The sequence below is a fragment of the Mucilaginibacter rubeus genome, assembly GCF_014643835.1.
Taxonomy (GTDB): domain Bacteria; phylum Bacteroidota; class Bacteroidia; order Sphingobacteriales; family Sphingobacteriaceae; genus Mucilaginibacter; species Mucilaginibacter rubeus.
Genome location: NZ_BMKD01000001.1, coordinates 1 through 14,855, shown reverse-complemented (window position 1 = coordinate 14,855; position 14,855 = coordinate 1). Strand labels below are relative to the sequence as shown.

Annotated in this window: 17 protein-coding genes; 6 read left to right on the top strand and 11 right to left on the bottom strand. The window is 43.5% G+C overall.

Going from position 1 to position 14,855, the window contains the following annotated elements:
- Positions 1–6: 6 nt before the first annotated feature.
- From IEX80_RS00085 to IEX80_RS00065, 5 genes are all read right to left on the bottom strand, one after another.
- Positions 7–441, bottom strand: coding sequence for a hypothetical protein (locus IEX80_RS00085; protein WP_176623693.1), 435 nt, complete (start codon positions 439–441; stop codon positions 7–9).
- Positions 442–450: 9 nt separating this feature from the next.
- Complete coding sequence (gene gldC, locus IEX80_RS00080; RefSeq protein ID WP_090524371.1) at positions 451–783, bottom strand: gliding motility protein GldC; 333 nt, start codon at positions 781–783, stop codon at positions 451–453.
- Between the two features lie 8 nt (positions 784–791).
- The gene (locus IEX80_RS00075; RefSeq protein WP_090524369.1) at positions 792–1,058 is read right to left on the bottom strand and encodes a hypothetical protein; all 267 of its coding nucleotides are present in this window, start codon (positions 1,056–1,058) and stop codon (positions 792–794) included.
- Between the two features lie 9 nt (positions 1,059–1,067).
- Complete coding sequence (locus IEX80_RS00070) at positions 1,068–2,420, bottom strand: DEAD/DEAH box helicase (protein WP_188831552.1); 1,353 nt, start codon at positions 2,418–2,420, stop codon at positions 1,068–1,070.
- A 246-nt stretch (positions 2,421–2,666) separates the two neighbouring features.
- On the bottom strand, positions 2,667–3,551 hold the full coding sequence (locus IEX80_RS00065) for an NmrA family NAD(P)-binding protein (RefSeq protein ID WP_090524361.1): 885 nt from the start codon (positions 3,549–3,551) through the stop codon (positions 2,667–2,669).
- 80 nt (positions 3,552–3,631) lie between these two features.
- On the opposite strand from IEX80_RS00065, the gene IEX80_RS00060 reads away from it, so the two are divergent.
- Together IEX80_RS00060 and IEX80_RS00055 are read left to right on the top strand one after the other, a co-directional pair.
- Positions 3,632–4,078: a winged helix-turn-helix transcriptional regulator gene (locus tag IEX80_RS00060; protein ID WP_188831551.1), complete on the top strand. Its 447-nt coding sequence runs from the start codon at positions 3,632–3,634 to the stop codon at positions 4,076–4,078.
- A gap of 60 nt (positions 4,079–4,138) precedes the next feature.
- Positions 4,139–5,473, top strand: a complete 1,335-nt coding sequence (locus tag IEX80_RS00055; RefSeq protein ID WP_188831550.1) for a dihydroorotase — start codon at positions 4,139–4,141, stop codon at positions 5,471–5,473.
- A gap of 166 nt (positions 5,474–5,639) precedes the next feature.
- Here IEX80_RS00055 and IEX80_RS27890 read toward each other — a convergent pair whose 3' ends face one another.
- The 5 genes from IEX80_RS27890 to IEX80_RS00030 all read right to left on the bottom strand — a co-directional run bounded on the left by IEX80_RS27890 (position 5,640) and on the right by IEX80_RS00030 (position 8,126).
- The gene (locus IEX80_RS27890; protein WP_188831549.1) at positions 5,640–5,828 is read right to left on the bottom strand and encodes a GyrI-like domain-containing protein; all 189 of its coding nucleotides are present in this window, start codon (positions 5,826–5,828) and stop codon (positions 5,640–5,642) included.
- Positions 5,829–5,839: 11 nt separating this feature from the next.
- Positions 5,840–6,097, bottom strand: coding sequence for a GyrI-like domain-containing protein (locus tag IEX80_RS27885; protein ID WP_188831548.1), 258 nt, complete (start codon positions 6,095–6,097; stop codon positions 5,840–5,842).
- A gap of 94 nt (positions 6,098–6,191) precedes the next feature.
- The gene (locus IEX80_RS00040) at positions 6,192–6,614 is read right to left on the bottom strand and encodes an SRPBCC family protein (protein WP_188831547.1); all 423 of its coding nucleotides are present in this window, start codon (positions 6,612–6,614) and stop codon (positions 6,192–6,194) included.
- Positions 6,602–7,057 (bottom strand): EVE domain-containing protein, encoded by a 456-nt coding sequence (locus tag IEX80_RS00035; protein WP_090524351.1) that lies wholly within the window; start codon positions 7,055–7,057, stop codon positions 6,602–6,604. Before IEX80_RS00035 ends, IEX80_RS00040 begins: the two co-directional genes overlap by 13 nt.
- Before the next feature lie 121 nt (positions 7,058–7,178).
- Positions 7,179–8,126, bottom strand: coding sequence for a helix-turn-helix transcriptional regulator (locus tag IEX80_RS00030; protein ID WP_188831546.1), 948 nt, complete (start codon positions 8,124–8,126; stop codon positions 7,179–7,181).
- Positions 8,127–8,179: 53 nt separating this feature from the next.
- Here IEX80_RS00030 and IEX80_RS00025 point away from each other — a divergent pair, with 53 nt between their 5' ends.
- The 4 genes from IEX80_RS00025 to IEX80_RS00010 all read left to right on the top strand — a co-directional run bounded on the left by IEX80_RS00025 (position 8,180) and on the right by IEX80_RS00010 (position 11,546).
- The gene (locus IEX80_RS00025) at positions 8,180–8,620 is read left to right on the top strand and encodes a putative signal transducing protein (protein ID WP_090524347.1); all 441 of its coding nucleotides are present in this window, start codon (positions 8,180–8,182) and stop codon (positions 8,618–8,620) included.
- A 151-nt stretch (positions 8,621–8,771) separates the two neighbouring features.
- Positions 8,772–9,782 carry a glycosylasparaginase gene (locus tag IEX80_RS00020; protein WP_090524345.1) on the top strand — a complete coding sequence of 337 codons (1,011 nt, stop codon included), beginning with the start codon at positions 8,772–8,774 and terminating at the stop codon, positions 9,780–9,782.
- A 148-nt stretch (positions 9,783–9,930) separates the two neighbouring features.
- Positions 9,931–10,677 carry a copper homeostasis protein CutC gene (locus IEX80_RS00015; RefSeq protein ID WP_090524343.1) on the top strand — a complete coding sequence of 249 codons (747 nt, stop codon included), beginning with the start codon at positions 9,931–9,933 and terminating at the stop codon, positions 10,675–10,677.
- Positions 10,678–10,748: 71 nt separating this feature from the next.
- Positions 10,749–11,546, top strand: a complete 798-nt coding sequence (locus IEX80_RS00010) for a hypothetical protein (RefSeq protein WP_090524341.1) — start codon at positions 10,749–10,751, stop codon at positions 11,544–11,546.
- A gap of 2 nt (positions 11,547–11,548) precedes the next feature.
- Here IEX80_RS00010 and IEX80_RS00005 read toward each other — a convergent pair whose 3' ends face one another.
- Positions 11,549–14,389 carry a TolB family protein gene (locus IEX80_RS00005; protein ID WP_188831545.1) on the bottom strand — a complete coding sequence of 947 codons (2,841 nt, stop codon included), beginning with the start codon at positions 14,387–14,389 and terminating at the stop codon, positions 11,549–11,551.
- Positions 14,390–14,855 lie beyond the last annotated feature (466 nt).

The following is a 14,855-nucleotide window of genomic DNA, read 5'->3' as shown; positions in this document are numbered from 1 at the left end:
GGAGTATTAATTTGCAGCAGGATCTGCAGTAGTTGGCATAAAAGTTTTTGGCTTACCGCTTAATGCACCAATTAAAGCCAAAACCGGGCCGGCAAACATTACGTACCACCCCCATTGAAATTTAAGCTGGCTGGTTAAAAATCTGTTAATACCTTTAAACGGAATAAAGCTAAATGCCGAATTAACCTTCATAATAGCGGCAACCAGCAGCAATACTACAAGAGCCACCGAAAGCCAGGCAGTCACACGCATAATTTTAGCCTGGTTAAGGAACGATACTATGATCCCGACAACAGCTACCAGTAAAAGCACCAGCCCATAAGGTTGGTTAAGCTTATAAATATTCCAGCTGGTTACATGGAATACCCGCAGCAACGGGCAATAGGTTGCAACAAATAACAGGGCAAACCCTGCGAATGATAAAATTGAGCTAAGGCGCATATTAGGTTGTTATTTTTGAGTTATCTCCATCTTATCGGCAAAGTGGGCGCAATAATCGCGCAGGTCTTCAACAATATTTTTCTCGCCGGTAGCGCGTAAAAAGCTATCGCCCATGGTTTGCAGGGTTTCATAAAAAAAGCGCTTCATTTCGTCAACCGGCATATCCTTTGTCCAAAGGTCAATGCGCAGGGTATTTTTATAGCTTTGATCCCACAGGGCAAGCATCATTGATTTTACAGGCAACGCCTCCTTGTTGGTTGAGTCGGTCGATTCCCAAAGAATGTGCTCAGGAACATTATTATCATCAAGCGTAACGGTAAGCTTTATTTCAGCGGTTTTCATTTCAAAATTTATTTAACAAGTAAGAATATAATTATAACCAGAACGATGAAGAAGGTCTCCACCATCCATATTTTTTTGGTTTCGATAAAAAAGTTGCGGAACATGATATCAATCACAAAAACCACAAAGGCAAACAGCAAAAAGATCCAACCTATGGTACCACCCCAATGTTCAAGCGGGCGTCCGGCCATACCAGCTCCATAAATAAAAACATAGGCTGCTACCGCCACCAAAAACGCGGTAAAAAAGTTTAAAGGGGTAAATCTGAATTTCATTGATGGGGCTTAGTGTCTTTTTTTGCTTTTGGATGATCGGCCTGTACCCTGCCTTGCTGCTTTTGAACCGTATTTAGCTTTATCCTTATTGGCATCAAACTTTTTGCGCTGGTTAAGGGATTTCTTTTCGTGGAAAGCGCCTTTAAAATCGGGATCTTCTTTGCGCTTTTGCATATCTATTTCCCGCGCCTGGTCCTGCCTTTCCTCATATAGGGTTTCTTCAATAAACACATCGTCGGGGATACGCTCAACGGGAATGGTTTGCTTGATGAGTTTCTCAATCTTGCGGATATAATACTCTTCAGACGGCGTAGCAAAAGTAATGGCCTCGCCTGATTGTAATGCCCTGCCTGTGCGGCCAATCCTGTGTACATAATCCTCATACACCACCGGTACATCAAAATTAATGACATGGCTTACATCGCTCACATCAATACCACGCGATGCCACATCGGTAGCCACAAGGATCTTCACATCATCGTTTTTAAATGAATTGATAGAGTTGATCCTCGTATTTTGCCCTTTATTGGCGTGCAGCACTTTCACTTCTTCTTCGCCAAATTTACGGGTCAGAAATTTAAATACGTCTTCGGCCACCGCACGGGTTTTACAAAATACAATCAGCTTAGTAATATCGCCTTCATTATCAAGCAACCTTTTAAGCAGGTTGATTTTGGTTTTGATATTAGGCACATGGTATAAATGCTGGTTAACCGTTTGCGCGGGCGTTGCCTGCGGGGTAACCTCAATAACCGTAGGGAACTCCAGGAAGTTAGCCGACAATTGGTGCACCTTCTCGCTCATCGTAGCCGAAAAAAGCAGGTTTTGCCTTTTCACAGGTACCACTTCCAATATGCGGTTTATCTGGGGCATAAAGCCCATATCCATCATTTTATCAGCTTCATCCAAAACCAGCACCTGCAATGTTTTGGTTACGATATGCCCGGCAAGGTAAATATCCATGAAACGGCCCGGAGAAGCAACAATAATATCAACCCCTTTGTTGATCTGTTCAATTTGTGTTTTAGGGCCGATACCGCCATAAAGCACCACCACACGTAAATCGGTATTGGCGGCGAAAATTTTCACGTTCTCTTCTATCTGCATGGCCAGCTCACGGGTAGGCGAAATGATGAGCGCGCGTGCATGCTCACCCTGAGCATATTTCAGCTTCATGATAATAGGTAACACATAGGCCGCTGTTTTACCGGTACCCGTTTGCGCTATGCCCATTACATCCTGCCCGTTCAATATCGGTGGAATGGCTTTTTGCTGGATAGGCGTAGCTTCGGTATAACCGGCATCGGCTATCGCGTTCAAAATTTGCCGGTTAAATTTAAAATCTTCAAAGGTTACTGCCATGCCGCAAAGATAGGCTTTTTGTTGAAGTAGGAACAATGCGGAAAGTGCGAGTCAGGAAAGTAAGAACCAGGAAACAAGAAGAGCGTATCGTTCACAAGTGATCGTTGCGGGGTACAAATCAGTGGAACATCTCTAAATTTCCCAAAAGTGGAGCCTTCAAAAAAGCATCCAACCCTCGCCTGAGGTGGGGGTTGGATGAGGCCAACTACTGCTTTTTCAGCAATAATGACTTTTACATGAGAAAATTTAGCCGTTATATACCGCAGCAAACTCCCTGGCAAAATCCTGCAAACTCACCTTACCGGACGATACAGGCTTATGCTTATCATAATCCTCCCAGATCTTTCCGCTTTTTACCGCAGTGCCCATTTCAACAAAATTGCGGGTCATTTCAAGTGGAACACCTGCCTGAGATAAGCCTTCTGCAAGCTGTTCATCAGTAAACTCAATCCATGGCAAGTTAGGATTACCTATTGCCTCACCTAAAACCGCTGCAACCCCGCCGGATGTTGACTCATCGCTTACAATGTAGCGTATGCTTTTACCTGCAAAATCTTTTTGCAACTCTTCAGCAACTGCTGCCGCAATATCTTTAGGGTGTACCATGATCAGCCTTGTATTTGCGGGATAATTTGATCCAAGGATCCCCTGGTGCTTGATAAGCGGGATGTTACTGAAAAAATTGATATAGAAGAACGGTGCACGGATAAACTTAACGGCCACACCATCTAATCCGTTCAAAATCCCCTCAACATCATGGATGCCTTTTATAGGGCCTACACCGTTATCCAAATGCGCCCCGATGCTGCTTAACGCAACTACTTTTTTTATACCCGACCGTTTAATGGCTTCGGCATAGCTTTTACCTGTTTCGTTTTGGTATGCCCTTAAGCTTTCTGCACCAAAGTTTGGCGGCACCATGGCGTAAAGCGCGTCGGCTCCGGTAAATGTTTCGGTCAAAAAATCGGCATCTGTTAGCGAGCCAATTGCAGCTTTAGCCCCTAATGATTCTATCTCTGCTATCTTATCGGCGTTACTGCTGATTACGGTTACGTTATGCCCTGCGGCTGTTAAAGTTTGTGTTAAAGGTTTGCTTATATTGCCTGTTGAACCTGTTACTATAATTTTCATAATGTTTTTGTTTTTATTGAAAGCAAAGTTATTTTTGTACTTACTTTTTTACAAGTACTTACCCTAAAGTATGTATCACCATGACAGCAATAAAAGAAAGCTCGACCATACAGGAAAACAAACAAGCCGCATTTAAAGAATGCCCGGTAACTTATGTTATGGAACGCATAGGCGGGTACTGGAAACCGATCATTTTATTCCATCTTTTAACCGGGAGCAAACGCTACAGTGAGCTAAAAAAATCCATCCCGACCATCACCGAAAAAATGTTGATCCAGCACCTGAAACAACTGGAAGCCGACGGCCTGCTGATCAGGGAATCCAAACCGGTTGTACCGCCCCACGTAAGCTATCGGCTCAGTGATTCGGGCATGGAATTGCGGCCGGTAATGTATGCAATGGCAACATGGGCCGTAAAGGATAGCGACGCCAATGGTACTGCCATTTATAAAAGTTTGGGGCAGTTTCCGATAGAGCAAGAAATAGCCACCGCTATTGAAACTTACGAAGTTTCAAAAACTTTGTAAGTTTGACCTGTTATAAGCATCATAAATAAATTCGAAATCGAACATCCGAAATCAAAAACCATGTCTACAATTCTGATAAAAGCTGCCACTATAGTTAACGAGCATAAGCAATACATTGCCGATGTATTGATTAAAGATGGTTTGATAGACCGTATCGATTCAGTAATTGACACGCAAGCCGATGAAATTATCAACGCAGAAGGCCTGCATTTGTTGCCCGGGTGCATCGACGACCAGGTACATTTCCGCGAGCCGGGCCTAACTTATAAGGCCGATATTTATACCGAATCGCGCGCTGCTGTTGCCGGAGGTATCACTTCATTTATGGAGATGCCCAACACTGTTCCCAACACTTTAACGCAGGAACTTTTGGAGGATAAATACCAGATTGCGTCGCGCAATTCGCTGGCTAATTATTCGTTTTTTATGGGTGCCTCCAACAACAATTTAGATGAGGTTTTGCGCACAGATACCAGCAATGTTTGCGGTATCAAAGTGTTCATGGGTTCATCTACGGGCAACATGTTGGTTGACGACCCTCACACGCTCGAAAAACTGTTCGCTCAGTCACCAATGTTGATTGCAACTCACTGCGAAGATGAGGCTACAATCAAGAGCAATCTTGCTCATTACAAACAGCTGCTTGGCGAAAATATTCCGGTGCGGATGCATCCAAAAATCAGGAGCGCAGAGGCCTGCTATTTGTCGTCATCAATGGCGGTTGAGCTGGCAAAAAAACACAACACCCGTTTGCATATTTTGCACATTTCTACCGAGCGTGAGACACATCTTTTTGACAACACAATTCCATTAAAAGATAAACGAATTACCGCCGAAGCCTGCATCCATCACCTGTGGTTTACCGATGCAGATTATGACACAAAAGGCAACTATATTAAGTGGAACCCGGCAGTAAAAACAGAGGCAGACCGTGATGGTATTTTACGTGCTGTACTTGATGGAAGGATTGACGTTATTGCTACCGACCACGCCCCGCATACTATAGAAGAAAAAGAGCAGCCTTACCTGCAGGCGCCATCCGGCGGACCGTTGGTTCAGCATGCTTTGCCCGCCATGCTTGAGCTATATCATCACGGCAAAATAAGCCTCGAGCAAATTGCAGAAAAAATGGCGCATAACGTAGCTACCCTTTTTCAAATAGAAAAACGTGGCTTCATCCGCGAGGGTTACTGGGCCGACCTTGTACTTGTAGATTTAAACAAACCCTGGAACGTAAATAAAAGTAATATCCTGTATAAATGTAACTGGAGCCCATTTGAAGGCAATACCTTCCGCTCGCAGGTAGCTTATACTTTGATATCGGGAAACCTGGCATATGCGAATGGAAGTCTTATTGAAGGTAAAGCCGGTAAACGATTGACTTTTAGTAGGTAATACCAATTACAATTTATAGAATTTTAGAAATTACAGAGTTTTCTGTAGTCTAAACGCTATATTCTTTTAGCTAAAAAGTCATGCCGAATTTATTCCGGCACCTCACAAGCAAGATTCCAGGCGGCTCTTCTGATGGGGTGCTGAAACAAGTTCAGCATGACGATAGTTAGTTATTCACTCCCACAAAAACCTCCACCTCTGCGTCCTCCGAATGACGTGATCTGTCTCCGTATACATCAAAATCAGCCATGTACCTCCTGTCAATGTCGCTTGTCCAGATCTGGTGCCAGGTTTCCCCTACTGATTGCGGCAGTGCACCTTTGGCAATATAACGGTTATAGTTTCCGGGAGGCACAGTAATGCAGATCAGCCCTTCAGGGAATTGTCTTTAGTAGCTACCTTACAACCCAGTACTGCGGTATAAAAGCCATCCTTATCGCTTTCATAATCAGTGTACACACAATAAATATCATCGCTGACGCGGTTCACCACCTGCTGTAAAACATGCTCACTCATAAACCAGTTCCAGAGCCCGGCAATATCCTTCATCGCCTGGCCGCCCTGATTTGTGGTGCGCACCGAAATGCCGACCAAAAAGAAACCTTTTATTGTTACTTTATCCATACCTGGAGCTATTACTATTTGTTATATTGATATATAATTAATTTTTATACAGTTAATTATAATGATTATATAAATTATTAGTTTATAATTATTATTATTCAACCAACTTCTTCAGTCCCTCAAAAATCCCTTTCCAATTTTGCTCTGAATGCGTTTTGGCTTCCTCATTTTTTACATTATCCTGGGTAATGGTAAGCTCGGTTTCGCCATTATTCTCGGTTAGGCTATAGGTAATGTTAGCATAGTTTTCGGGCCTGTCTTCGGTACCGCTCATGCTGCTCCAGTAATTATATTTTACAAATGTACCGGGATCAATGTCCAGGATAGTTCCATGGTCTTCATACTTTTTACCATCCCACTCCCCACTGAATTTTATGGGCTCCCCTACCCTCCAGCTCGATTCAAGATCGGTACCAAAAAAATATTTTTTCACCATAGCAGGGTCAGTCAGGCCTTGCCAAACTTTAGCCATCGGGGCTTTAAATTTTACCTGCACATTTACTGTTAATTTTTCCATAACGTAGCTTTATTTAATAGTGGTTGTTTTGCAGTGATCATTTGTTCCTTTATCTTCTTAAAATCTGCGCCGGGAACTTCAAAAAACCCAAACCTGAAGTTGTAACCCCACGCTTTTTTGTTGGTGATAAAATCGAGTTCGTCAATCATCGGGGCTATCGGTACTTCGGCACATTCGTAGTAATTTACATTGCGGCGGTATGGGATAAAATCGATAGCCATTTGCTTCTGATAAATATCCTCGTCACGCACCTGACCAATGGCTGTAAAAGCCTGCAAAGGCTCATTGCCGTTCATCTTTTGTTTAGGCGAATACACCGCTACCCAGTCGCCAACCTCCATACGTTTAAGCGGCGCCAGTTTACCATGATTGGCCTGAATAAATCCCCCGGAAATGCCACGGCCAATGTGATCTTTTGATACTACTATTATCCAATGTTTCATAAGTGTATGGTTTAAATTACCCGCAAAAACACGACCAATAAAAGCCCTGCCCCTGCCATTATGAAACAAAGTAACAACGCACTGGTGACAGCCTTATGTCAGCAGGAAAAAAGAAAAGAAATTAATTTATTTTTTGGGCTATGGTCGCGGTGATCTCCCGTACACGCTGCAGCAGTGTATCTGGTTTAATGATTTCAGCACGGTCGCCAAAGGTCATATACCATCGGGCGAAACCTTCTAATGAGATGGTCAAAAAAGTCATTTCAATCTTATTGCCTACAGTTTTCTCAGATACAAAACCACCATAGTATTTTTGATGATCAAGGTAGCTGTGAATCTCCTTGTCAACTTTGATCACCACCTGTTCAAGCTGCTTTTCGCTGGCCATCTTATCAATATAATCCTTTAGCGTAGGGTGCTTGCTGTTGATATAACTTTTATCTGTTACCATCAGCTTTTTGATACGGTCGATCCTGAAATCGCGGTAATCACTGCGCAGGCGGCAGTAAGCTATCAGGTGCCAGAAACTATCAAGGAAAAAAACGCCGACCGGCTCTACATCGCGTTTGGTATTTTCCTGCGAGTGGGCGGCGAAATAGTCAATGCACATGATCTTCTTACAAATGATACAATCCAGTATGGTTTGAATATGATCAGTACTTCCGGCGCGTTTTTGGCTATGGCTTTTCAGTACTTCGATGCTGCCGTCAAGATTTTCCAAAGCATCTTTTTCTGATGATTTAAGAATGGCCCTCACCTTATACATGGCCGATTGGTACTGCGCCATCGTAGAGGTATCTGTAAGCTTTTCAACAAATTTTTCGGCGGTTAAAAAAGCGGTGGCTTCCTCGCGGGTAAACATTACCGGGGGCAGGCGATAACCATCCATAATAGAGTAGCCAACCCCGGCTTCGCCTATAAGGGGAATGCCTGCTTCTTCAAGCGTTTTTATGTCGCGATAAACTGTACGCAGGCTAATGTTGAACCTATCGGCAATATCACCGGCCTTTACTACCCTGCGCGATTGTAGTTGGATCAAAATGGCTGATATTCGGTCGATGCGGTTCATGGCGTCCAAATTAAATAAAAAACAATTTACCTTTGATTAATATTTATCTACATATGGCCGTTCAACCCGAAGAAAAGATCATAACATTTGAAACTTATTATGATGTGATGCTTGCACATATCATCCGCACCAAACTGGAGGGTTATGGCATTCCCTGCTTTATTGCCGATGAAAACACCATAGGTTCAAACCCGCTTTACAACCAGGCTGTAGGCGGTATTAAACTAAAAATATTTGAGCGCGACCTGGAGCGTTGCCGTGAAATCTTAGCTGCCGAAGGTGACCTGCACGACCAGGACCATATTGAAATTGACGACGAAACGCTTAATGCGGTGATTTGCCCTTATTGTGGCTCAACCAATGTACGCTACGGTTCTGCAACCGAAAAAAGGGTTCATTGGCTCACTGCCATCATCTCATTTTTATTGATGATATTCCCGTTTTATAGCCGTAAAGCCTGGCATTGTTTTAATTGCCAGCGGGATTTCGAATAGCTTTTTTTTCAAAGTCGAAAGTCTTAAGTCGCGGGTCAAAAACCTTCATTTTTATAACCTGACAGGGTCTTAACTTAAAACTCAAGAGTTACGACTTCAGACTGAAGACTTAGAACTTACGACTTAAAACTGTTTTTCATATATTAGCGGTATGTACAACCGCCGTAAGTTCATTAAATTATCTGCTGCAGGTGCTTCATTTGCAGCGCTTTCTAAATCTGCCATCGCAAAAACTGTCATATCAAAGCCCGAAGGCGGTTATCCTATCGTAATTTCAACCTGGGATTTTGGCATTATAGCCAACAAAGGAGCCTGGAAAGTATTATCAGCCGGGGGCCGTGCGCTCGACGCCATTGAAGCCGGCGCCCGCATTCCCGAAGCCGAAGATATTACCAACCATACCGTAGGCCGCACCGGCTTGCCGGATCGTGACGGACATGTAACCCTCGACTCATGTATCATGGACGAGTTTGGCAACTGCGGCTCGGTAGCAGCCATGGAGAATATAGCCCACCCTATTTCGGTGGCCCGCTTGGTGATGGAGAAAACCCCTCACGTAATGCTGGTTGGCGAAGGTGCTACCCAGTTTGCCGTTGAGCAGGGTATGAAAAAAGAAAAACTGTTAACCCCCGAAACAGAAAAGATCTGGAAGGAGTGGCTTAAAAAGGCCCAGTACAGCCCCGTTATGAATATCGAAAACGGCGGCAAACCTGGCAATAAATATAACCATGATACTATTGGTATGCTGGCTATTGACGCCAAAGGCAATATCTCGGGCGGATGCACTACCAGCGGTATGGCCTTCAAACTGCATGGCCGTGTTGGCGACAGTCCTATTATAGGCGCGGGCCTTTACGTAGATAATGAAGTTGGCGGTGCTACATCAACCGGTGTTGGCGAAGAGGTGATCCGCAATGTGGGCAGCTTCTTGGTGGTTGAATTAATGCGCCAGGGTTTATCGCCCGAGGATGCCTGTAAGGAAGCCGTAAACCGCATTATCAAAAAGAAGCCGGAAATAGCAAAAAAGATCCAGGTTGGCTTTTTAGCTATCAATAAAAAGGGTGAATATGGCGCATATGCCATACAAAGCGGTTTTTCATACGCTGTTTGCAATGCGCAGCAGCAGGATCTGTTAATACCTGGCAAGAGTTATTATAAATAATTTAGGCCATGGACCATAGTCGATAGTCCATGGCTTAATATTGCAGAATATAGTTAACTTAACAGTAGTAGTCTATGAACTATCGACTATAGACTATGAACAAAAAAGGCTATGGACTATCGACCATGGACTATGGACTTAAAAAAACATGCAAGTATCGCTCGAAGTTTGTGCTAATTCGGTTACATCGGCCCTGGCGGCCCAGGAGGGCGGCGCTGTGCGTGTTGAACTTTGCGAAAATTTGAAGGATGGCGGCACCACCCCATCTCACGGTACGATATTAATGGCCCGCAGCCTGCTCCATATCAAGCTGTATGTGCTCATCCGCCCGCGCGGCGGCGATTTTTTGTACAATGATATGGAGTACAAGCTCATGATGGCCGATATCAGGTATTGCATTGACGCCGGATGCGATGGCATTGTGATAGGCATACTCCGGGAAGACGGCACCATAGATATAGAACGCTGTACCGAAATGGTGCGCCTTGCCCGGCAATGGGGCCTGGGCGTAACGTTCCACCGGGCCTTCGACATGTGTGCCGATCAGCATAAAGCCCTTGAAGAAATTATAGAAATGGGCTGCGAGCGGATCCTGACCTCGGGTGGTAAAAGCACGGCTATTGAAGGCGCCAGTAACTTAAACCGACTTATTGAGCAGGCGGCAGGCCGTATCAGTATCATGCCCGGGAGCGGCGTAAGTGAAGTTAACGTAGCCGACCTGATCCATTTTACCGGCGCTACCGAAGTACACTCATCGGCAAGGATAAAAATTGCCAGTAAAATGAAATTTCATAACGATCATATTCTCATGAGCAACGAAGCCGGCGATGAATACAGCATTGATGTTACCGGCGTTGACCGGGTTAGGGAATTGATCAGGCTGGCGAATAGTTAGAGAAAAGATTCAAGATACAAGATATCAGGACATAAAACTGATATCTTGTAAATTCCGTTAAGCAACATTAAATGAAGATCGCAAAAAAGATATTGTTCATTTTACTTTTGCTAACCACTTGTGACGGTTACTGCCAAAATCTGGATAGAACATTCTATCTCAAATTTGAAGCATTGGCGAACCAGGAAAAATCTGCCAACCGACTTTATCAGCGTGCTGATAGCATCAAGAAAACCCGCGAACCTGTTAATAGCGACGTAAAACTTGTATATGACAGAGACGTTGATTTCGGGTATACTCACCGTTTAATAAATATAACACTTAACGGTACTTATGACTATCATATAAATTTATTGGTGCATGATGACACTATTTGTTTAAGTTCGGTTCTATACGGCCAGGGGACATCAATACGCTATAATGATTACGATAGAAAATCCAACATACTCAGAAATCACCCTAAAATAGATACTTTAAAGGCTATGCAGTATCTAAAATTAAGAAATGCATTTTATGACTCTGCAAAAACTATCGACGACCTAAAAAAAGAATTAAACGAGCATGAAATGTTCGGATTATACTGCGGTGATGGCGCATATGAAACCGACGAAGCAAAGTTAATAGATAGCCTTGCAAAGCACAAACAGGTTACTAAATTACGTGCAATGCTTGTTAATATATGTAGTGAAACGCAAGCTTATGGTATTTATGGGTATATGCGATTAAAAAAATATGGCTTTAAAATCTCAAATAAAGATCAGCGAATTTTCGATTACCTTATTAACCGAAAAACTTTTCTATATGAATGTCATGGTGATATAGCCGGTGTGTTTCCAAGAGATGGTTACATCAGAAACAAAGCTTATTAACGTCAAAAAAATGTAACCGGCAAAACCAGCTCTATCCTGTTTCTCCCTACTCCGCCAAAAAAATCTTCGTCCAGCAGCCTGCTATACCTGACACCGAATGTGATACTGTTTTGATTAAAGAACTTGGTATCGAAATACAAGGTACCGCCCACTGACCTGAAGTTTTGTTTAAAGCTGCTGCCATCGGTAAAAAAGTTTGATGCGCTGGCATGGGTATAATCAAAAAACAATGCAGTACGTAAGCGTAACAGGTAAAACAGGTTACCGAAACCTGCATCAGGATACGCTATTGGCATATGATAGGTTAAGCCAATCTTATTCATATTATCCAGGTTTTCGGCGGTATAACCTTTGGAGAAAGGGAAATCATTAGAGAAACTGATTACATTATCTTTTCCTTTTTGCTGGCGCGCCAGGCTGATGACAAAGTTGTGGTTCACAAACAAGCCAGGGAAGTAAAACGACCCGGTTGTTAACAGTTGTGTTGCTCCTGAGCCCGAAACTGCCGATTTATAATTGACGCCTATGCTTTGCGCAAACCGGGGATAAATATTTTTCTGTGCCTGTTGCGTTTGATTGCTAAAACTGATATAGTTATTCAGATAACTGTACGATCTATCTGCAAAACTGCTTTTGTAGGCTTGTTGAAAGTTGATGCTGTTAAAATACAGGTCGCTGCCAAGGGTAATACTGGTTAAACGCTTGCCTTCACTAAAATTCAGGGGGACCCGCAAGCCACTATGTACAGCAGTCTCGTTCCAGTAAACGTATTGGCCTTTATAAAAGCTCCGCCTGTCGAGTGTATAATCGGCCCCGGCCGAAATATAGGGGAATAAGGCCCCATAAATGGCATCGAAACCAAACTGCTTGTAGCCTTCGTTAGTATTATAATCAAAAGACAACTCGGACTGAAAAGTATTCAACACGTTCTCGCCTGTGATAGCGAATGAATAATTAGGGTCGCTGATGTTGGGGATGATACTGTGAAAATTAAACAATCCATGCGCTTTGGAATAGTTGGTAACCTGCAAAGGCTTATTAGTTATTTCGGCAACTAAATTGGCAGCCGAATCTTTTTTGAGCGCGGTGATCCCCAGGTCGGGCAGGTAGCGTGCATAATCCCCCCCGGCGGCTATCCATTTTAAATCTTTTTTGTTAGCCTGGCTAATCCGGTAACCATCAGCTGTAAAACCTACCCAGGCCAGTTTATTGTCGCTTACAGCAGGTTGATAATAACCTATGCCACTGTCGTTACCGGTAGGCAGCATCTCATAAACACTTTTATCGTTAAGCATCATTACAAACAGGCGGTCGTTTTTACCATCGGTTTGGGTAAAATAAAGCGTATCCTTTTTCAGGGCGATAAAACCTATCGGGCGATAACTCAGTGGCGTTAAATAATCCGTTTTACCGGTAGCAATCTCGGTAAGGGCTATCCCCATTTTGCCTTCCTTATTGCGCGCTGCCGACAGCAGTTTGCCATCGCCATAAAACTTAGGGTAAGTATAAAACAGCCCCCGGGGATTTGGAATTTCCTGTTGCAGTTTCCCTGCAGTATCCAAAATATGTAGCCGGCTTGCACCTGATGGATCAACCCGTACAGCAACAATACTTTGACCATCGGCACTAAAAGCAGGCGAAAAGTATTTTGCTTTTGAGGTGATCCGGTGTTCCTGGCCTGTTTTTGCATCAAGCAGCATCAATTCACTATAATTACGGTAGCCCCAGCGTAAATCCGGCCGATAGGATGTATAAATTATTTTACCGTTGTGATAATCAAAATAACTATCCAATGAATAGGAACGGGTGCTGATTTTCACTTCTTTACTACCGTTTTTAATGACAAAGGCGGGCAAGTGATCGTAAGTATTTTTGGCATAGATGAGCGTACTATCATTCACAAAAGCCGGGTATTGCCGGTTGGCGTCAAAATGTGTCCTTCGTTCTGCAACCGGTTGGGTGTTATCTTCGGCAAATTGCTGTTTGAAATAAGCAAACCCGTTATTTGAAAAGGTTTTGAAACTTTCGCCGGTGTATTTTTTAACAGCCCATTGAAAAGGATAAAAGCCACCGCGATAGGCCGCGGCGTCATGTGTTACGTTTTTCCATAGTTCGCTGCCATATTTTTCGCGACCGTAGGCTACCATCATATAGCCGAGCGGGTAATGATCGGGCACATAATCGCGGTACGAGCCATTGCGAAGCTTCATATAGCTGTAGTTCTTATCCGCAGCCCACAACGCACGGTAACCTGTAAAAAAATAAGGCAGCCGGCCCCTGCCCTGTTCGCTTACCAGGGTTTCGTTAAATACAGCGTCGCCCTCAAAAAACCAGTTAGGTACAGCCAAATCATTACCCAGCGCCTGCCCGCCCTCGCCAAAAATTATGCGGAGTAAATGCGACAGGCCTACATTAAAATTATTGTACTGCTGCACATGCCTGTACTCGTGAATAGCCAGTTGCTGCGGCCATGGCAGGCTGCCTATATCAAAGCTATTTTGCTCTGGGGTTAAAAAAAACTCGCTCCTGAAGGGGGCCAATCCTACATAGCCGTTGGCTACGGTGGTTTGGTTTTGCAATACAATACTGATTTGTTTTTGCTTAAAGCCGATTGTTGACCGGATCGGGCCGTTCATTTGCTGCACGATATTGGCAACCCTTAATCCCGCCGAATCCAATCCGGCCGGGAATATTACCCGCGCGGGCGGTGTGTTTACCTGTTTCCACTTTATAGAAGGCGGATTACCGCCAAACACCTGCGCTTTTGATAATGTAGCAGAAAGTAACAGCGCCGGAAGTATTAATTTTTGAAGCGTTTTGTAACCTGTAAACAGATGATTCATTGAGGGTGAAAGTAAGTACAAATTGTAATTTAAACAACAATGCCCGCTTACTGAACGCTCATGAATTTGAACTGGTATAAAACAAAAAACACCCATCAAACTGACGGGTGTAAAGACAAGGTTAAAGTTAAGGTTTAGGTTTTAAATATTATATCAATTATTATTGAAGGCAATATTAGCAACCCGTGATAGGTAATGGCAGTTCTTGTTTTGCATGATTTAATCAACGCTTAAATCTCGCCATTTAAAAACGGTCCCGCAACCCGTGAAAACACGGTATTTTATTCCGTTTAATAACGGTAGATAACCAGTACTGGATTACAAAAAAGCCCGATATGAATGTGGCCGTTGCGCAACAGGGCTTAAAATGGCTGAATAATTAAATTGCAAAGCAAAAGATTATTCGGCCATTTGCTTTTACAGGCAATGCTGAAAGCAGTTAATATGTTTGCTATCTTCAATAAAC